This window comes from Actinomadura rubteroloni (assembly GCF_002911665.1).
Taxonomy (GTDB): Bacteria; Actinomycetota; Actinomycetes; order Streptosporangiales; family Streptosporangiaceae; genus Spirillospora; species Spirillospora rubteroloni.
Genome location: NZ_MTBP01000002.1, coordinates 1,261,691 through 1,280,028, shown reverse-complemented (window position 1 = coordinate 1,280,028; position 18,338 = coordinate 1,261,691). Strand labels below are relative to the sequence as shown.

19 protein-coding genes are annotated in these 18,338 nt (G+C 73.0%); 10 read left to right on the top strand and 9 right to left on the bottom strand.

All coding sequences use genetic code 11. The features are described from left to right. Positions 1 to 7 precede the first annotated feature (7 nt). Entirely contained in the window at positions 8 to 682 is a 675-nt protein-coding gene (locus BTM25_RS17500; protein ID WP_103563934.1) for a glycerophosphodiester phosphodiesterase, read from the top strand. A gap of 31 nt (positions 683 to 713) precedes the next feature. On the opposite strand, the gene BTM25_RS17495 is transcribed toward BTM25_RS17500, so the two are convergent. From BTM25_RS17495 to ligD (BTM25_RS17465), 7 genes are all read right to left on the bottom strand, one after another. Further along, entirely contained in the window at positions 714 to 2,516 is a 1,803-nt protein-coding gene (locus BTM25_RS17495) for a DEAD/DEAH box helicase (RefSeq protein ID WP_235828455.1), read from the bottom strand. 336 nt (positions 2,517 to 2,852) lie between these two features. Further along, on the bottom strand, positions 2,853 to 3,113 hold the full coding sequence (locus tag BTM25_RS17490; RefSeq protein WP_103563933.1) for a GlsB/YeaQ/YmgE family stress response membrane protein: 261 nt from the start codon (positions 3,111 to 3,113) through the stop codon (positions 2,853 to 2,855). A 97-nt stretch (positions 3,114 to 3,210) separates the two neighbouring features. Further along, complete coding sequence (locus tag BTM25_RS17485; protein WP_103563932.1) at positions 3,211 to 3,441, bottom strand: DUF3107 domain-containing protein; 231 nt, start codon at positions 3,439 to 3,441, stop codon at positions 3,211 to 3,213. 106 nt (positions 3,442 to 3,547) lie between these two features. Beyond that, positions 3,548 to 4,168: a TetR/AcrR family transcriptional regulator gene (locus BTM25_RS17480; RefSeq protein ID WP_103563931.1), complete on the bottom strand. Its 621-nt coding sequence runs from the start codon at positions 4,166 to 4,168 to the stop codon at positions 3,548 to 3,550. 180 nt (positions 4,169 to 4,348) lie between these two features. Continuing rightward, positions 4,349 to 4,537, bottom strand: coding sequence for a hypothetical protein (locus BTM25_RS17475; RefSeq protein ID WP_103563930.1), 189 nt, complete (start codon positions 4,535 to 4,537; stop codon positions 4,349 to 4,351). Positions 4,538 to 4,566: 29 nt separating this feature from the next. Further along, positions 4,567 to 5,472, bottom strand: a complete 906-nt coding sequence (gene ligD, locus BTM25_RS17470) for a non-homologous end-joining DNA ligase (RefSeq protein WP_103563929.1) — start codon at positions 5,470 to 5,472, stop codon at positions 4,567 to 4,569. Continuing rightward, positions 5,459 to 6,436, bottom strand: coding sequence for a non-homologous end-joining DNA ligase (gene ligD / locus BTM25_RS17465; protein WP_103563928.1), 978 nt, complete (start codon positions 6,434 to 6,436; stop codon positions 5,459 to 5,461). The genes ligD (BTM25_RS17470) and ligD (BTM25_RS17465) overlap by 14 nt, the downstream gene beginning before the upstream one ends. Positions 6,437 to 6,550: 114 nt before the next feature. Between ligD (BTM25_RS17465) and ku the strand changes: the two genes are divergently transcribed. Next, complete coding sequence (gene ku / locus BTM25_RS17460) at positions 6,551 to 7,411, top strand: non-homologous end joining protein Ku (RefSeq protein WP_103563927.1); 861 nt, start codon at positions 6,551 to 6,553, stop codon at positions 7,409 to 7,411. A gap of 130 nt (positions 7,412 to 7,541) precedes the next feature. On the opposite strand, the gene BTM25_RS17455 is transcribed toward ku, so the two are convergent. Beyond that, positions 7,542 to 9,695: an MMPL family transporter gene (locus tag BTM25_RS17455; protein ID WP_103563926.1), complete on the bottom strand. Its 2,154-nt coding sequence runs from the start codon at positions 9,693 to 9,695 to the stop codon at positions 7,542 to 7,544. Positions 9,696 to 9,801: 106 nt separating this feature from the next. Between BTM25_RS17455 and BTM25_RS17450 the strand changes: the two genes are divergently transcribed. From BTM25_RS17450 to BTM25_RS17435, 4 genes are read left to right on the top strand one after another with little or no spacing between them, the layout of a single operon-like run. Beyond that, positions 9,802 to 10,515, top strand: coding sequence for a TetR/AcrR family transcriptional regulator (locus BTM25_RS17450; protein WP_103563925.1), 714 nt, complete (start codon positions 9,802 to 9,804; stop codon positions 10,513 to 10,515). 56 nt (positions 10,516 to 10,571) lie between these two features. Further along, positions 10,572 to 11,084: a GNAT family N-acetyltransferase gene (locus BTM25_RS17445; protein WP_103563924.1), complete on the top strand. Its 513-nt coding sequence runs from the start codon at positions 10,572 to 10,574 to the stop codon at positions 11,082 to 11,084. Positions 11,085 to 11,106: 22 nt separating this feature from the next. Next, positions 11,107 to 11,487, top strand: coding sequence for a PadR family transcriptional regulator (locus BTM25_RS17440; RefSeq protein WP_103563923.1), 381 nt, complete (start codon positions 11,107 to 11,109; stop codon positions 11,485 to 11,487). Beyond that, complete coding sequence (locus tag BTM25_RS17435) at positions 11,484 to 11,972, top strand: hypothetical protein (protein ID WP_103563922.1); 489 nt, start codon at positions 11,484 to 11,486, stop codon at positions 11,970 to 11,972. The genes BTM25_RS17440 and BTM25_RS17435 overlap by 4 nt, the downstream gene beginning before the upstream one ends. A gap of 45 nt (positions 11,973 to 12,017) precedes the next feature. Here BTM25_RS17435 and moeZ read toward each other — a convergent pair whose 3' ends face one another. After that, the gene (moeZ, locus tag BTM25_RS17430) at positions 12,018 to 13,199 is read right to left on the bottom strand and encodes an adenylyltransferase/sulfurtransferase MoeZ (protein WP_103563921.1); all 1,182 of its coding nucleotides are present in this window, start codon (positions 13,197 to 13,199) and stop codon (positions 12,018 to 12,020) included. 376 nt (positions 13,200 to 13,575) lie between these two features. Here moeZ and BTM25_RS17425 point away from each other — a divergent pair, with 376 nt between their 5' ends. The 4 genes from BTM25_RS17425 to BTM25_RS17410 all read left to right on the top strand — a co-directional run bounded on the left by BTM25_RS17425 (position 13,576) and on the right by BTM25_RS17410 (position 18,297). Beyond that, the gene (locus BTM25_RS17425) at positions 13,576 to 14,397 is read left to right on the top strand and encodes a hypothetical protein (protein WP_146059069.1); all 822 of its coding nucleotides are present in this window, start codon (positions 13,576 to 13,578) and stop codon (positions 14,395 to 14,397) included. Between the two features lie 2 nt (positions 14,398 to 14,399). Further along, positions 14,400 to 15,791, top strand: coding sequence for a S8 family serine peptidase (locus tag BTM25_RS17420; protein WP_205648131.1), 1,392 nt, complete (start codon positions 14,400 to 14,402; stop codon positions 15,789 to 15,791). 188 nt (positions 15,792 to 15,979) lie between these two features. Beyond that, on the top strand, positions 15,980 to 16,732 hold the full coding sequence (locus BTM25_RS17415; RefSeq protein ID WP_103563919.1) for a hypothetical protein: 753 nt from the start codon (positions 15,980 to 15,982) through the stop codon (positions 16,730 to 16,732). Between the two features lie 227 nt (positions 16,733 to 16,959). Then, on the top strand, positions 16,960 to 18,297 hold the full coding sequence (locus tag BTM25_RS17410; protein WP_235828454.1) for a S8 family serine peptidase: 1,338 nt from the start codon (positions 16,960 to 16,962) through the stop codon (positions 18,295 to 18,297). Positions 18,298 to 18,338: the final 41 nt, after the last annotated feature.

The window sequence follows — 18,338 nt, the reverse complement described above, 5'->3', positions numbered from 1 at the left end:
CCGGTTCGTGGGGCCGCTACCGGAGATCTCCGCGCACCGCCGGGACGCCGCCGGCGTGACCGGGCTGCACGACGCCGTCGCGTCCGGCGCCGAGTACGTCGAGATCGACGTGCGCCGGGCGGGGGACGGGAGTCTCGTCGTCCACCATGATCCCGTGGTGGGCGGGCTGCCGCTGCGGCGGCTGAGCCGGGAGCGCATCGAGGAGGTCGCGGCCCGTCCGGTGCCCGCCGTCGCCGACGCGATGGAGATCATCGCGCGGGGCGCACGCGGGCATCTCGACCTCAAGGAGCCGGGCGTCGAGCAGGAGACGGTCGGGCTCGCGATGGAGATCTTCGGGCCGGGACGGTTCGTCGTCACCACCCGGGACGCGGCCGTCCTGCGGCGCGTGAAGAACGAGTTCCCCGACGCGTCCACGGCCCTGTCGGTGGGCCGGGGAATGCTGGAGCGGGGCGCTGCGGGCGATCTGGCGCCGCTGCGGGCGATCCGCACGTCCGGCGCCGACATGGTGGCGCTGAACCACCGCCTCGCGCGCGTCGGCGTGCTGCGCCAGTGCGCGCGGGCGGGCTATCCGGTCATGCTGTGGACGGTCAACGCCGAGCGCCTGATCAGGCGCTTCCTGCGCGATCCCCGGGTGGCGGTCCTCGTGACGGACCGCCCGAGGACCGCGCTGGCGCTGCGTTGAACCGTGCCCCGCGCGACGGCGGGGCCGGGCCTCACGAGTTGTACGGGTCGTGGTCGGCGGACTTGCCGGCGCGGGTGCGGCGGCGGGTCCGGGTGCGCTCGGTGACCACGGTGTCACCGGACGCCTCGGCGGGCTGTGCGGGCTGCGACGCGGCCTCGGCGGCCGGTGCGGCGGCGGGCTTGGCGGCACGGGTCCGCTTGCGGGCGGGCCTGGTCCGCTTCGGCGCCTCCGCCGGGGCGGCGGCCGCGGGCTCGGCCGCGGGCTCGGCTACGGGCTCGCTGGGCGCGGACGTCTCGGCCACCGCGTCTTCGGCGACGGGCTGGCCCGCACGCGTCCGGGAGCGGCTCCGCTTGCGCCGCGGCTTGGCCGGACGCTCGGGCTCGGGCTGCTCCCGCTCCCGCTCGCGCGGGGCCTGGCTGCGGTTGCGGCCCGTCTCGCCGATGTCCTCCAGCGCCTCGGCGTCCAGCCCGGCGCGTTCGCCGCGCTGCTCCTTCGGGAGCGTTCCGGTCGTGCCGGACGGGATGCCGAGCGTCGCGTAGAAGTGCTCGGACGTGGAGTAGGTCTCCTCGGGCGTCGCGAACGGCAGCCCGAGCGTCCCGTTGATCAGCTTCCAGCGCTGCAGGTCGGACCAGTCCACGAGCGTGACCGCCACGCCCTCCTTGCCCGCGCGGCCGGTGCGGCCGATGCGGTGGACGTAGGTGTCGGCGCTGTCGGGGCACTCGTAGTTGACGACGTGCGTGACGTCGTCCACGTCGAGCCCGCGGGCGGCGACGTCCGTCGCGACCAGCACGTCGATCTTGCCGTTGCGGAACGCGCGCAGCGCCCGCTCGCGCTGACTCTGCCCGAGGTCGCCGTGGACGGCGGCCGCGTCGAACCCGCGCTGGGCCAGGTCGCCCGCGACCCGGTCGCACGCGCGCTTGGTCTGGCAGAAGACCATGGTGAGCCCACGGCCGTCCGCCTGGAGGATGCGCGCGAGCATCTCGGGCTTGTCCATCTGGTGGGCCTGCCACACGTGCTGCACGACCTGGGGGGTCGCGTCGGACTCGCTGTGGGACTCGGCGCGGACGTTCGTCGGACGGGTCAGGTAGCGCCGCGACAGCGACACGATCTCGCCCGGCATCGTCGCCGAGAACAGCATCGTCTGCCGCTGGGCGGGGATGCGGTCGATGATCCGCTCGATGTCGGGGAGGAACCCGAGGTCGAGCATGCGGTCGGCCTCGTCCAGGACGAGGACGCCGACCTCGGAGAGGTCCAGGTGCTTCTGCTTGACCAGGTCGAGCAGGCGGCCGGGGGTGCCGACGACGACGTCGACGCCCGCGCGCAGCGCCTCGACCTGCGGCTCGTAGGCGCGTCCGCCGTAGACGGCGAGGACGCGGGTGCCGATCTTGCCGCCGGCGACGACCAGGTCGTCGGTGACCTGGCTGGCCAGCTCGCGGGTCGGGGCGACGACGAGGGCCTGGGGCCGCTTGCCGCCGTGGGTGATCCGCTGGAGCAGGGCCACGCCGAAGGCGAGGGTCTTGCCGGTGCCGGTGCGGGCCTGGCCGATGATGTCGTGGCCGCCGAGGGCGATCGGCAGCGCCAGTTCCTGGATCGGGAACGCGTTGACGATGCCCTCGGTCTCCAGGGCGTCTGCTATCTCGGGTCGGACCCCGAGTTCACGAAAGGTAGTCAGGGCTTTCAGCCTCCATAGTGCGGGGTCCTCGCTCCGTGCGCGGCGCCGCGGTGGTACCCCGGCCGCGCCGGGGCGGCGGGCCGAAGGGGTCCGCCACGGGGGCGGGTCGCGGCGCCGGTCGGGTTCCGGGCCGTCGTCCGCGTCCCGTGTCCGCGCGCTCATGCGGGAGGGACCAGCCGTCGATCATTCCTTGGGCGACCGCAGTCAGGGGTTGAAAGCAGTCACTCGCTGTGGCTGCGTGCGGTCACACTCCGCGACGCAGTGTACCGACCTCGGTTTCACTACACCAATGGTCGATCACTGGTGCTAACGGTTCCCGCCTTCGCCGTATTCCATGCCCGGGCACCAGGCCCGATCTGACAAGCGATTTTACCGTTTCATCGAGGTTCTGGCCAGTTGCGGCCACGGCGTTTCGCGGCGGAGTTGCGGGGGGCTCGTGCCCGGACGCGGCGAGGCCCCCGTCGCGGGGGACGACGGGGGCCTCAAGCCTGCCGTGGGCTAGTGCGAACGGCCGATCCGGCCGCCGCGCGCGGACGTCATGCCCGCGACCCCGAGCGCCGCGATCACCACCGAGAACACGAACGCGATCACCGATCCGGCGCCGAGCGCGTGCGCGACCACGCCGCCGAGGACCGCGCCGACGATGCCGATGAGGATCGTCAGCAGGATGCCGATGGGGTTGCGGCCCGGCACGATCAGACGGGCCAGGGCACCGATGACGGCACCCACCAGAATGAACCAGAGAACCGTCAGGACCATGAGTCGATCACCCTTCCGTTCCAGGTCGTGCCGTCGGGCGGCGCGACCGTTCGGTCAGATGACGATGTGCCCGCTCAGCGGAGTTCAAACGTCGCGGTCAGATGGTGCCGCCGAAGCCGACGCGGCGGTCCTCATCCTCGCCGAACTCCAGATAGCCCAGCCGCCGGGCGGGTACGACGATCTTTCCGCCCTTGCGGTCGGCCAGGACGAGAACGCCGTTCTCCTCCGCCAGCGCCTCGGCGAGCGCGCGTTCCACCTCCGCCGCGCTCTGCGGCGTGTCGACCACGAGTTCCCGCGCCACGTACTGGACGCCGATGCGCACCTGCACGGCCGCCCCCTCTCGCCTGTGGCCGCCCCGGACGGGCGTCCCGGCTTCGATCGTGGCACGCCGGGCGGACGGTTCGCGCGCCGGCCGGTTCGCCGGGAGTGAAACGCTAGGACGTGCGCGGGAAGCCCGAGATGCCGCGCCAGGCGAGTCGCGCGATGATCGACTCGGCGGTCTCCTTCGGGATCGGACGGTGCTGGCCGAGCCAGTACCGCGCGCTGACCTCGGCCATCCCGACCAGGCCCATGCCGAGCAGGTGCGCCTCGTCCTGCGGGCAGCCGGTGTCCTCGACGATCACCTGGGCGATCATCTCGGCGCACTGCTGGTTGGCGCGGTCGACGCGGGCGCGGACCGGGGCGACGTTGCGCAGGTCCGACTCGAACACCAGCCGGTACGCCTCGCCCTCGCCCGCCACGAAGTCGTAGAACGCCTGCATGCTCGCCTGCACGCGCAGCTTGTTGTCGGAGGTGGACCCGAGCGCGTCGCGGACGGTCTTCACCAGCGACTCGGCGTGCTCGTCCAGCAGCGCCAGGTACAGCTCCAGCTTGCCGGGGAAGTGCTGGTAGAGCACCGGCTTGCTGACCCCGGCCCGCTCGGCGATCTCGTCCATCGCCGCGGCGTGGTAGCCCTGGGCGACGAACACCTCCTGCGCCGCGCCGAGCAACTGCCTGCGACGTGCCAGCCGCGGCAGCCTCGTGCCACGGGGGCGGGCGTCCGGGGTAGCGGCCACCTCACACTCCGATCACCGGTTCAGTGCGACGGGAGGGGCGCCCGTCGCGGAAACTGTGTCCTTATCCTACGCGTCAGTAACCTCATGGTCATCAAGCGACGCCCAGGTCATGGTGTCAGGGTGCGATCGCTCCCGGGGCTGAAACCGCAGGAGAAGGCCGCAGAACGGGCGTGTCGCCGGTCAGCGGTAGTCGTCTTCGTCGTCCGGGATCTCGTGGCCCTGTTCGGACACATCCGCTTCGTTCGCTTCGTCCGGAACGTTCCCGGGCCAGACGCGCGGCTCCTCGCCGGGCCGGAGCGCCGCCCGCTGCTCGGCGGTGTCCGCCTCGGGCTTCTCGTCGTCCGGACCGATCCCGCTGTTCTCGCTCATCGGCTTCCCCTCTCGTAGGTTCCCCTTGCTCAGGGGAGGGCGGTCGTGCGTTCGTCCAGCAGGGGGGCCAGCAGATCGCCGTCCTTCTCGACGCGGGCCAGGACCTCGTCCGGGGTGAAGGCCAGGTCGGACGGGTCCGCGCAGGCCTCCACCTCGGCCCAGGTGACGGGCGTCGAGACCGACGGGTGCGCCGCCGCCCGCAGCGAGTAGGGCGCGACCGTTGTCTTCGCCGGGTTGTTCTGGCTCCAGTCCACGAAGACCTTCCCGGTCCGGAGTTTCTTCTCCATTCTGCTGACGACCAGGTCCGGGTGTTCGCTCTCCAGGCGCTGCGCGGCGCGTTTGGCGTAGTCGGACGTCCTGCCCGTCTCCTTGACGGGCACGTAGAGGTGCATTCCCTTTTTGCCGCTCGTTTTGGCCAGCGGTTCCAGGCCGTCCTCGGCGAGCAGGTCGCGGAGCAGGAGCGCCACGCGGCAGGCGTCGAGCAGGCCGGCGGGAGGGCCGGGGTCCAGGTCGAACACCATGAGGTCGGGGTCGCGGCGGGCGCCGCGCGGGCCGACGCGCCATTGCGGGATGTGCAGTTCCAGCGCGGCGAGATTGGCGCACCAGACGAGCGTCGGAAGGTCGTCCACGACGACGTAGTCGACCGATTCACGGCCGCGCGAACTGCCCGGCGTCGCGATCGTGACCGTCCGCACCCAGTCGGGCGTGTGGGACGGCGCGTTCTTCTCGAAGAACTTCTGGCCGTCCACGCCGTCCGGATAGCGGATCCGCGTCGCCGCGCGTGCCCGGACGTGCGGCAGCAGCACCGGCGCCGCCCGGACGTAGTAGTCGATCACCTCGCCCTTGGTGAAGTCGGGGAAGAGGGGCTTGTCCAGGTTGGAGAGGGTGAGATCCCGTCCTTCGACGGTCACGCCCGTCCGCTCACGACTGCTCATGGGTCACCTCCCGCGGGTCCTTGTCGTCGCGCAGGCCCCGCCACGTGGGGAACCGCAGCCGTCCTTCCCCGGTGAGCGCGCCGTACGCCACGTCCCCGACCAGGCGCGGCTCGACCCAGCGGGCGTCGCGGGTCAACTCGCGCGGCAGCGGCTCGGCGAACGGGCTGCCGGGACGGGCGAGCGGGGCGAGCAGGGCGCCGAGGTCGTCCAGGACGCGGTCGGTGAACCCCGTGCCGACGTGGCCGAGGAAGACCAGGCGCCCGTCGGCGTCGTACTCGCCGAGCAGCAGCGAGCCGACCCCGCCCTCGCGGCGGCCCTTGCCGGGCTTCCAGCCGCAGACCACGGCCTCGCGGGTGTGGAAGTTCTTGACCTTCCGCCAGTCCGGGACGCGGCGGCCCGGCCGGTAGGGCGAGTCGAGGCGCTTGGCGAGCAGGCCCTCCAGCCGCTGTTCGAGCGTGAAGTCCAGCAGCTCCTTGACCTGGCCGGTGTCGGAGCCGTCGAGGTAGGGCGGGACCTCCACCGGGCCGCTGGCGGCGAGGTCGAGGCCGGCGAGATGGGCGCGGCGCTCGGTGTAGGGGAGGTCCAGGAGCGTCCGGCCGTCCAGGGACAGCAGGTCGAAGACGACATAGCGGACGGGCACGTCCCGGACGAGCCGCGCCGGCGGACGCTCGACGTGCATGCGGTGCTGGAGGCGCCCGAAGCTCGGCCGGCCCTCCTCGAACGCGACGACCTCGCCGTCCAGCACGGCGTCGCGCCCGGCGAGCAGGTCGGCGAGGCCGGACAGCTCGGGGTAGCGGCCGGTCACCTCGGTCCCGCGCCGTCCGACGGCGTGGACGGCGCCGCCCGCGGTGCGCGCGAGGACCCGCACGCCGTCCCACTTCAGCTCCAGGGCCCAGCGCGCGCCGTCGGCGGGCAGGTCCCCGGTGACGGCCGTCATCGGCGGGATCGGCCACGGCAAGCTCATACCGGCTCCCTACCCGGCCCGGGGTTCCGGGAAAAAGGCCGGAAGGGTGCCGGAACGCCAAAACGAATCTAGCCATGACGCTAGTGAGAACTGTCCTGCGGGTAAGGGTCGGTCATGCGCAGTATCTGGAAGGGCGCCATCTCGTTCGGGCTGGTCACGATCCCGGTGAAGCTGTACTCGGCCACCGAGCAGCGCGACGTCTCCTTCCACCAGGTGCACCGCACCGACGGGGGACGCATCCGCTACAAGCGGGTCTGCACGCTCGACGGCGAGGAGGTCTCCTACGGCGACATCGCCAAGGGCTTCGAGCTGCCCGGGGGCGAGATGGTCGTCCTCACCGACGAGGACTTCGCCGAGCTGCCGCTGTCCACGAGCCGGCGCATCGACGTCCTGCAGTTCGTCGAGGCGGCCGAGGTCGACCCGATCTACTTCGCCAAGTCGTACTACCTGGAGCCCGACCAGCAGGGGGCCAAGCCCTACGTCCTGCTGCGCGACGCGCTGGCGGGCAGCGGACAGGTCGCGATCGTCAAGGTGGCGCTGCGCCAGCGCGAGTCGCTGGCGACGCTGCGCGTCCGCGACAACGTGTTCGTGCTGGAGACGATGCTGTGGCCGGACGAGGTCCGCGCGCCGTCCTTCCCGTTCATGAACGAGGAGATCGAGGTCCGCAAGCAGGAGCTGACGATGGCGTCCTCGCTCATCGAGTCGATGCAGGGCGACTTCGACCCGGGCGAGTACAAGGACGCCTACCGCGAGGCGCTCCAGGCCGTCATCGACGCCAAGGTCGAGGGACGCGAGGTGACCCGTCCGGCCGCGCCCGAGGAGGAGGCGCCGGCCGCCGACCTGCTCGGCGCGCTGCGGGCCAGCGTCGAGGCGGCCAAGAAGAGCCGGGCGGAGAAGAAGCCGGCGGCCCCGCGCAAGGAGGCCGCCCCGGAGAAGAAGGCCAAGGCCAAGCCGCGGAGCAGGAAGACGGCCTGACCGGTCCTGACCGCGGCGGCGCGGATGCCCTCCGCACCGCGCCGCCACGGGGATCAGGGGCCGACGCCGAGATGTCCCCATCCTCCGGTCGCCGGACCGGTGATCACAAGCACTTTCCGTGATTTCGCGGTCACGTACCGGCCGGTTCGAGGACGGGCGGCGCGGCCTCCTCGCGGATGCCGTACCGGCGGTAGAGCCGGGCGAGCGGGCCGGGCGACCACCAGTTGACGCGGCCGAGCAGCCGCATCGCCGCCGGGACGAGCAGCATCCGCACCAGCGTGGCGTCCAGCGCGACGGCGACGACCATCCCGACGCCGGTCATCTTGATGAACGACACCCCGGACGTGGAGAACGCGCCCATCACCACGATGAACAGCGCGGCGGCCCCGGTGATGATCTGCCCGGTGCGTTGCAGGCCCGACGCGACGGACGCCGCCACGTCCCCGGTGGCGTCGTACCGTTCGCGGACGCGGGACAGCAGGAACACCTCATAGTCCATCGTGAGGCCGAACAGCATCGCCACCATGAGGATCGGCATCGCGGGGTTGAGCATGCCGGTCGCGGTGAAGCCGAGGACGTCCGAGAGCGTCCCCTCCTGGAAGATCTGCACGACGATCCCGAACGTCGCCGACAGCGACAGCGCGGTCATCAGGATGGCCTTCAACGGCAGCACGACCGATCCGAACGCGAGGAACAGCAGGACGAACGTCGCGAGCCCGACCGTCAGCGCCAGCCACGGCAGGCGCGACCCGAGCGCGTGGAGGCTGTCCACCAGTTCGGCGGTCTCGCCGCCGACGAGCACCCGCGCCCCGGGGGGCGGCGCGGCGGCCCGGACGTCGGCGACGATCCGGCGGGCGGTACCGGAGTCGGGGTCGCCGGGGTACCGGACGTCGATCTCCGCGGCGCCCCCGCGGGCGCGGGCGACGGCGGCCCCGGCGACCCCCGGGATCCGGGCGAGCGTCGCGGCGAACCCGGTCGCGTCGCCCGGCCGCTGCATCCCGGTGACGATCACGCGGATCGGCGTCGTCGCGCCGCCCGGGAAGTCGCGGTCCAGCGCCTCGGCGGCGACGCGCGTCTCCGCGCCCGCCGGCAGGACGCGCGCGTCGTTCCCGCCCCAGGAGATGCGCAGCAGCGGCGAGCCGAGCGCCAGCAGGACGACCACGATCCCGGCGAGCGCGAGGACGGGACGCCGCATGACGCCGCGTCCGAGCCGGTACCAGCGGCCCTGGTCCTCGGGCTTGCGCTCGGTCCTCCTCCGCCGGAACGAGAGGGCGTCGACGCGGCGTCCGAGCAGGGCCAGCAGGACGGGCAGGACGGTCAGCGCCGCCGCCGCGCACACGAGGACGGTCGCGACGCCGCCGAAGCCCATCGACCGCAGGAACATCTGCGGGAACAGGGTCAGTCCGGCCAGTGAGACCGCGACCGTGACGCCGGAGACGAGGACCGTCCGTCCGGCGGTGGCCATCGTGCGGCCGAGCGCGCCCTCGACGCCGTCGGGGCCGTCCAGTTCCTCCCGGAACCTCGACACGATGAACAGGCCGTAGTCGATCGCCAGGCCGAGGCCGAGGAACGTCGTGATGTTGACCGCGAAGATCGACACGTCGGTGACGGCGGTGAGGACGTGCAGCGCGGTGAACGAGCCGAGGATCGCCACGCCGCCGATGACGAGCGGCAGGCTCGCGGCGACCAGCCCGCCGAAGATCACGACGAGCAGGATCAGCAGGATCGGCAGGGACAGGCCTTCCGCGCGTCCGATGTCGGCGCTGACGCGGTCGTTGACGGCCGTTTCGGTCGCGACGGGGCCGCCGAGGCGCACCGTCAGGCCGTCGGCGCGCTCCAGGCGCGGCTTCACCGCCTCGTAGGCGTCCGAGCGGGCCTGGTCGGTGGCGCCCGCGAGGCGCAGGGCCGCGTAGGTGGCCGTCCGGTCGTGGCTGACCAGCGCGGGCGAGCGGGTGGACCAGTAGGTCCCGGCGCTCGCGACCCGGTCCTTGGGCAGCGCGCCGAGCTGCCGGTCGATGGCGGCGCGGACGGACGGGTCGTCGATCGTCCGTCCCCGCGGCGCCCGGTAGAGCACGACGACGTCCGTGGCGTCGCGGCCGAGCGCGCGTTCGGCGGCGTCGACCGCGGCGGCGCTCTCGCTGCCCGGCGTCGTGAACCCGCCGGCCGAGCTGAGTGCGCCGAACACGCCGGTGCCCCAGACGGCGGCGATGACCAGCGCGATCACCGACAGGACGAGTGCGGGCCGTCGCCGTCGGTGCAGTAGTCGTCCCCAGCGTTCCAGCATGGGCCCCTCCGTGAAACTGCTTAGCTCTAGTAAACGGTGTTAACTGGTGAACGGTGTTAACATCGCATGGCTCCAGTGAGGGCGTCAAGCGGCGGAGGAGGGCGCGATGGAGAGCCGGCGGGAACGGCAGCGCGCCGCGACCGTGGACGAGATCACCCGCACGGCGCGGCGGATCCTGGTCGCGGACGGCGTCGAGGCGGTCACGCTGCGGGCCATCGCCCGCGACATGGGCATGACCGCGCCCGGCCTCTACCGCTACTTCGGCAATCACGGTGAACTGCTGCGCCATCTCGTGGCCGCGCTGTTCCGCGAGATCACCGAAGAGCTGGAAAAGGGGATGGACGCCCTCCCGAACCGGGAGATCGGCCTCAAGTTCCTCACGGTCGGCCGGGTCTTCCGCGAATGGTGCCTGGCCCACCCGCGCGAGTTCGCGCTCTTGTTCGGCGCGCCGCCGCCCGCGTTGGACGACGAAGGGCCGATCGACATCGCCGACGAGTGCGGCCGTCAGTTCGCCATGACGTTCATGCAGCTCTTCCTGCACCTCTGGGAGCACCACCCGTTCCCGGTGGCGTCCGACGACGAGCTGGACCCGTCGCTGCGCGTCCAGCTCGCGCGCTACCGGGAGACGCGCGGCATCGACCTTCCGCTCGCCGTCCTGCAAATCTTTTTGAACTGCTGGGTGCGGCTGGAGGGCGTGATCAGCATGGAGGTCTTCGGGCATCTCGATTTCGCTCTCGACGACGCCGAGCCCCTTTTCGAGCTGACCTTGAAGGACCTCGCCGAAATGCTGCACGTGCCGTACACGCCGCCCCGGGGCTGAGGACGGCGCGGCGGTTCCCGCGGCCTCGCGCGGCGGCGTCGGCTAGCGTCGGCCGCATGGGGGACGGCCTGCGGACGGTGCGGCTCGACCGGTGGCACGACGCCGACTTCGAGCTGCTGCGGCGGTTGAACGCGCCGGAGATGACCGACCATCTGGGCGGCCCGGAGAGCGAGTGGGACGTCTTCGGCCGCCATCAGCGCTACCTGTCGTACACCGAGCCGGGCGTCGTGGAGCTGTTCGCGGTGGAGGCCGACGGCGAGCGGATCGGGACGATCGGCTACTGGGAGCGGACCTGGCGCGACGAGCCCGGGTACGAGACGGGCTGGACCGTCCTGCCCTCCTTCCAGGGGCGCGGCGTCGCGACGGCGGCGGCGCTGGCGCTCGTCGCGCGGCTCGGGGCCGTGGCGCGGCACCGCTTCCTGTACGCGTTCCCGTCAGTGGACCATCCGGCGTCGAACGCGGTGTGCCGCAAGGCGGGGTTCACGCTGCTCGGCGAGACGGACTTCCTGTATCCGCGCGTCCCCTCGATGCGGGTGTGCGAGTGGCGGCTCGACCTGGACCCACCTTGATGTAGCTAGGTACATTAAGCGGGTGAGCGGAGTGCAGCGGGTCACCGGGCCTCTCCTGGACGTGCTGGAAGCGCTGGTCGAGGTTTACCGGCAGGACGGCGAGGTCCACGGCTGGGACCTCATGAAGACGACGCGGCGGGCCGGGCCGACCGTCTACCGCGTGCTGGACCGGCTGGAGGACGCCGGATGGGTCGCGGCGCGCTGGGAGGACGCGGCGCCGGACCCGTCCCGGCCGCGCCGCCGCTTCTACCGGCTGAACCCCGACGGGCTCGCCGCCGCGCGGACCCTGCTCGCCGAACGCCGTCCCGCCGCGCTCGACCGGACGTCCCGCCCGCCCCGGCCCGCATCCGGAACAACGTTCCGCCGCCTCTTCCGCCCACGTCCCACCGGAGGCACGACGTGACGGCGGCGCAATTCGTGTGCGCCGTCGCGGCGGGGCTCGTGGCGGCGGAGTGCGGCGACCTCGCGCCGTGGATCGCGCGGCGACTCGTCGTGTGGTCGGCGCACGCGCGCTACCGCGACGCGGAACGGGCCGCCGTCCGCACAGAAGAGTTGCAGGCCGTCCTCGCGGACCGTCCGACGCGCCTGCTCAAGCTCGCCACCGCGTTCGGCTTCACCCTCGCCGCCGTCGCGACGCTTACGACCCGCGCCACGCTCCACGCAGCGTCCCGCGCATCCCGGGCCGGGTTCGGCCGTCGCGCCGCCGTCCGGACGCGTGTGCGCGCGGCCGGCGTCCTGGCCGCCACGGCGAGTTCCAGCGGCGTGCTGACGTACTGCCTGCTCGGGCTGAACGAGGAACCGTCCGGCGGACTGGCGCTGGGCGTGGCGCTGAGCGGACTCGGCCTCGCCGGCACCTGGCGGTTGCGGCACGCCGTCCGCAGTCGGTGAAAAGAGGACGGCGCCCCTCCGCCGGGAGGGGCGCCGTCGCGCGTGTCAGTAGCTGGGCAGGCTCGGGTCGATCTGGTTGACCCAGGCCACGATGCCGCCGCCGACGTGGACGGCGTCGGAGAAGCCCGCGCTCTTCACGACCGCGAGCGCCTCCGCCGACCGCACGCCCGACTTGCAGTGCAGGACGATCTTCTTGTCCTGCGGCAGCCGCTCCAGCGCGGACCCGTTGAGGAAGTCGCCCTTCGGGATGAGCGTCGCCCCCGGGATGGAGACGATCTCGTACTCGTTGGGCTCCCGGACGTCCACGAGGAAGATGTCCTCGCCCCGGTCCTGGAGCGCCTTGAGGTCGTGGACGGAGATCGTGGAGTCCTTCGCGGCCTCGGCGGCCTCGTCCGACACCGCGCCGCAGAAGGCGTCGTAGTCCTCCAGCAGCTCGGTCTGCGTCGGGTTCTTGCCGCACAGCGGGCACTCGGGGTCCTTGCGGACCTTCACCGAGCGGTAGCTCATCTCCAGGGCGTCGTAGATCAGCAGCCGTCCGACGAGCGGCTCGCCGATGCCGGTGAGCAGCTTGATGGCCTCGTTGACCTGCACCGACCCGATGGACGCGCACAGCACGCCGAGCACGCCCCCCTCGGCGCACGACGGGACCATGCCGGGCGGCGGCGGCTCGGGGTAGAGGCAGCGGTAGCACGGGCCGTGCTCGGCCCAGAACACCGACGCCTGGCCGTCGAACCGGTAGATCGAGCCCCACACGTACGGCTTGCCGAGCAGGACGGCCGCGTCGTTCACCATGTAGCGGGTGGCGAAGTTGTCGGTGCCGTCCACGATGAGGTCGTAGCCGGAGAAAATCTCCAGGACGTTGTCCCGGTCCAGCGCCGTGTTGTGGACGACCACGTCGATGAGCGGGTTGATGTCGCGGACGGTCGCGGCGGCCGACTCGGCCTTCGGCAGCCCGAGCGTGGACTGCCGGTGGATGATCTGCCGCTGGAGGTTGGACTCGTCCACGACGTCGAAGTCGATGATCCCGAGCGTCCCGACGCCCGCCGCCGCCAGGTACATGAGCGCGGGGGAACCGAGGCCGCCGGCGCCGACGCACAGGACCCGGGCGTTCTTCAGGCGCTTCTGCCCGGACATCCCGACGTCCGGAATGATCAGATGGCGCGAGTAACGGTTGACCTCGTCGCGGGTGAGCTCCGCTGCGGGCTCGACCAGAGGTGGCAACGACACGGTGACTGCTCCTGTGCTGACGCTCGAAGGGGGCGGACGCCATCGTCCTGTCATCGCACAACCTTGCCATGCGGCTCGCGCATTCCCGAAGCCTGCCCTGGGGCTGTGAACACGCATGTCAACGCCCGGACGGGCATGGACCGTCCCGGAACGGGGACGAGGCGTCCGACGAGAGGAGCCGTCATGCTGTTCCGGAGACGCCGTACCAAACGCACGCCCAGCCTGCGCGAGACGAGGGCTCGGATGCGCACCGACAAGGCCGAGACCGATCTGCTCGCCACCGAGGCGCGCATCCACGCGGAGGCCGCCTTGATCCGGCGGGGACTGCGGCCCCGGCGCTGAGGTAAGGCCGCGATGGCGGGAACAATCGCTAATCTTGGCTGTTGTGGCGTTCCTGCCCCCCTCCTCCCGGCTTCCGGCCCGTCCCCCCGACGCGCCGTGGACGCCCCCGCCGACGCGGCTCGGCCTGACGGCCCGCCAGTGGGCGGTCGCGGCGATCACGGTGGCGTCCTGCCTGCTGCTGACCGCCGGGGTCTCCGTGGTGGCGGGCTGGCTGACGCTGCACCGCGACCCGACGGCGGCGGAGTTGGAGCGCGCGGCGAACCGGGACGTGGCCCGCCGCTGGTCCGCCTGGCCCGCCGGCCGGATCTTCCCCGGCACGCTGCCCTACCAGCCCGGCGGCGGGCCCGGCGAGACCGCGCGGCGGCTCGGGATCCTGCCCGACACCGGTTGCCCGGACGCCGTGGACGCGCAGATCGCCGCGCTGCTCACCGCCAACGGCTGCCGCGCCGCGCTGCGCGCCACCTACGCGGACGCGCTGGGCGGCGTCGTGACGACCGTCGCCGTCGTCGCGTTCCCCGACCCGTCCGGGGCGGACCGGGCGTTCCGCGAGCTGCAGAAGGCGTCGTCCGGGGACGGTGACGGGCGCATCGGCCCGGCGGTGCGCGCGGCGGCCTTCCCGGGGACGTCCTCGGCGCCGTTCACCGACGCGTCCCGCATGAACCGCACCTCGACCCGCGCGGGGCCGTACCTTCTGCTGACCGCTTCCGGCCTGTTCGACGGACGTCCCGCGAGCACGGTCACCAAGCCGCTGCCCGGCGACCCGTTCGGTATCGCGCCGCAGCTCGCGGCGCAGATCGGGCGGACGCTGGCGGCCCGTCCGCTGCCGTCGTGCGGCGGCGCCGATTGGCGGTGCTGACGATGCGTCTCGTCCGTGGCGCGGCATTCCTCGCCGCCGCTCTCGCCCTGCTGCCGCAGGTTCCCGCGTCCGCCGACGGGATCCGCGACCGGCAGTACGGCTTCCTGCGGCTCATCGAGGCGGACAAGGCGTGGCGGACGACGCGCGGCGCCGGAGTCACGGTGGCCGTCGTGGACAGCGGCGTCGATCCCTTGCACGCCGACCTCGCCGGGTCCGTCACCACCGGCCCCGACATGATCAAGGACGCCGACCGGGGAACGAAGCCCAAACGCCTGCACGGCACCGGCATGGCGTCCCTCATCGCGGGCCACGGGCACGGTCCTGGGAACGGGTCGGGCGTGATCGGGCTGGCGCCGCAGGCCAAGATCCTCGCGATCCGCGTCCTCGCCGAGCCGGAGGACCCCGGATACGCGCGCTACCGGTCGACGGAGGCGGACCGGAACTCGGTCGCGCAGGGCATCCGGTACGCCGCCGACCACGGCGCGGACGTGATCAACCTCTCGCTCGGCCGGACCGGCGAGGCCCCCGCCGAACGCGCCGCGATCGCCTACGCGATCAACAAGGGCGTCGTGGTCGTGTCGGCGGTCGGCAACGACGGCGACAAGCTCGGCGGCCTCGACCAGGACGGCTTCGCGCCCTACTCCTACCCGGCGTCCTACCCCGGCGTGATCGCGGTCGCGGCGACGACCGAGGGCCGGACGCGCGCCGAGTTCTCCAACCGCAACTACTCCGCGCTCGTCGCCGCGCCCGGCGAGGGCCTGACGATCGCGGGTCCGGGCAAGGCCTACTTCGTCAGCGCCGGGACGAGCGACGCGAGCGCCGTCGTGTCCGGCATCGCCGCCCTGATCCGCTCGGAGCACCGCGGGCTCGCGCCCGCGCTCGTCGCGCAGGCCCTCGTGCAGAGCGCGCAGGGCGGCGGACGCTACACGCCCGACGTCGGCTATGGCGAGGTGGGCGCCGCCCGCGCCCTGACCGCCGCCGCGCGCCTCGCGGGTTCCCCGCCCCAGACCGGCAAGCGGGCGGCCGAGCGCTTCGGCGGCCCGTCCGGCCCGGTGGCGATCATCGACCGTCCGGCCTGGATGAAACCGCTGATCGTCTTCGTGATCGTCGGGGGAGTGGGCGGCGCGGCGGCCGGAGTCCTGATCGCCTTGACGCTGTTCCGGCGTCACCCGCGTCCGGCCACAGCACCTTTCATGACGGGCCCACCCCCGGCTTCCCCACCTGGCATGGCCGGCCCTCCGCCGACCATGACGGATTCCCTGCCCGGCACAGCATCTCCGCGACCCCTGCCTCCGGACCCGCCGGAAACGATCGTCCCGCCGCCCCCGGACACAGCGGATTCCCCGCCGGAAACGCCGGACAGGGCAGGTCCTCCGCCGGACACGGCTGACTAACCCCGCACGGCGGATTCGCCTCCGCCGGGATGGCGGATTCTCCGCGGGCGGCGGCCCGGCTGAGCCGTCTCCGCCGGGGACGGCGGGTCGGTGGACGCCGGGCGGGGCGGGTCGCCTGCGGCGCTAGCTGGCGGATTCGCCGCCGCCGGGCGATTCCCCTCCGGTATGAGGTCCGTTACGCTCCGCTCGTGTCGCGCGCCGAGATCTCCGCTCCCGATGTGGAGCCGCCGCCGTCCGGGCGGGCCGTGCGCCGGACGCCGACCGCGCTCGTCGTGGCCGTCGCGGTCGGGTGCGCGGTCGCGCTCGCGCTGTCGGTGGCGCGGCTGACCGCCGAGCTGACGCGGTCGCCGACGCGGGCCGAGGCCGTCGCGGCGCGGTCGGCGGAGATCGCCGCGCGGTACCGGACGTGGCCCGCCGGGCGCATCTTCCCCGCGTCGCTTCCGTACACGTTGGACGGTGCGCGGGCGACGGCGCGCCGCCTCGGCATCGCATCCGGCACCGGCTGCGCGTCCGGCGTGGACGCGGCGATGGTCAAAGCGCTGGACGCGCTGGGCTGCCGGGCCGTCCTGCGCGCGACCTACCTGGACCAGTCGCAGGGTCTGGGGGTGACGGTCGGCGTGGTCGTGCTGGCGGACGCGGCGCGAGCCCGCCGCGCGGCCGAGAGCCTTACGCCGCACGGCGCGGTCCTGGGCGTCCGGGCGCTGACGTTCGCGGGCTCACTGGCCGGACATTTCACGGACAAGGCGCGGCAGACCACCGCCATCGGTAACGACGGCCCTTACGTCGTCGCGGCGACGGCCGGTTACGCGGACGGCCGCCCGCGCCGCGGGCATCCTCAGCCCGACCTGATCACGCTGACGCGCCGGCTCGCGTCGGGGATCCTCACGCCGCTGACCAGGCCCGTCCCGCTGACGTGCGACGACAGGCATTTCTCATGCTGACGCCGCGCCGCCCGGCCGCCTTTCCCACCGGCCGACCGAGAGAGGCTCTGCCTTCCGATCGTCCGACAGGAATTGTCCCGGCCGGTCTCCCGACAAAGACGGCTCCTAACGTTCGGCCGGAAGAAATTCCGCTCGCCGGGCGCCCGCCGCGAAGCCTCCCTTTCGGTCGGTCGATAGAAATCAGGTCCCTCGGCCACCCGGCCGGCGAGTTCTCTTTCTGCCGACGGATGGAAAGCAGGCGCCGGGGACGGGCGGCGCGCGGCATCGGGTGCGCCGTCGCGGCGGTCGTGCTGCTCGTCGCATGCGTCGCGGGTCCGGTGCGCGCCGACCAGGTGCGCAACGCGATGGCACCCGTCCTCGACGCCCTCGGAGTACCGCGCGCCTGGCGGCTGACGAGGGGTGCGGGCGTGACGGTGGCCGTCCTCGACTCCGGTGTGGACGGCGCACAGGCCGACCTCGCAGGCTCCGTCACCCAAGGCCCCGACTACACCGAGGGCGCGAACCCGCCCGGCACCCTGCCGCGCCGCGTCCACGGCACGAACATGGCCTCGATCATCGCCGGGCACGGCCACGGCCCGGGCGACGCCGACGGCGTCACGGGCGTGGCCCCCGAGGCGCGGCTGCTCTCCGTCCGCGTGATCCTGGAGCGCGACGAGCCGGGCTTCACCGTCTTCACCCGCGAGCCGCGCTTCGCGGGCACGATCGCCGCGGGCATCCGCTACGCGGTGGACCACGGCGCGGACGTCCTGAACCTGTCGCTCGGCCGCTCCTACCCGACCCGCGCCGAACGCGAGGCCGTCGCCTACGCGCTCGCCCACGGAACGGTCGTGGTCGCCGCGGCGGGCAACAACGGCGAGGACACGCGCACGCCCGGCCCGTCCCGCCCCGCCTGCGCCCCCAGCCCCGTCCAGCCGCACAGCGCCGCGCGCCCGAGCGGTTCGGTGCGGCTGAGCGGGGCTGAGGAGATGGAGCGGTCGGGGTGCTCGGTGCGGGCGGCGACGAAGTTCACCTATCCGGCGTCCTTCCCCGGCGTCATCTCGGTGGCGGCCGTGGACGCGAACGGGCGGCACGCCGGCTTCTCCAACCGCAACTCGGCCGTCGTCGTCTCGGCGCCCGGCGTCCGGATCATCGGGGCGGGGCCGGGCGGGCAGTACTGGGTCGGCGACGGCACCAGTCCCGCCACCGCGTTCGTGTCGGGTGTGGCCGCCTTGATCCGTGCTCGGCACCCGCACCTCGCGCCCGCGCTGGTCGAGCAGGCGATCACGACCGGCACGCAGCACCGGCCGAAGCGCGGCTACGACACCGGCGTCGGGTTCGGACGGGTGGACGCGTACGCCGCGCTGGTTGCGTCCGACGCGTTGGCAGGCCATCACGGCTCCGACTTCGGCCTTCCCGCCGGTAGGCATTTCGCCGCCGGATCCTCGGAGCCCGTGATGGTCGTCCACCGCAGCACCGCCGTGGTCGTCACGACGATCACGACCGCCGCGCTGGCCGCGCTCGGCATGTTCGCCGCGATTCCGATTCTGCTTCGCCGACGCCGCGAGACGGTGTGGCCCGAGGACTGAGGGCCGTCCCGGCGTCCGCCTGCGCACGCCGCGAGCCGTGC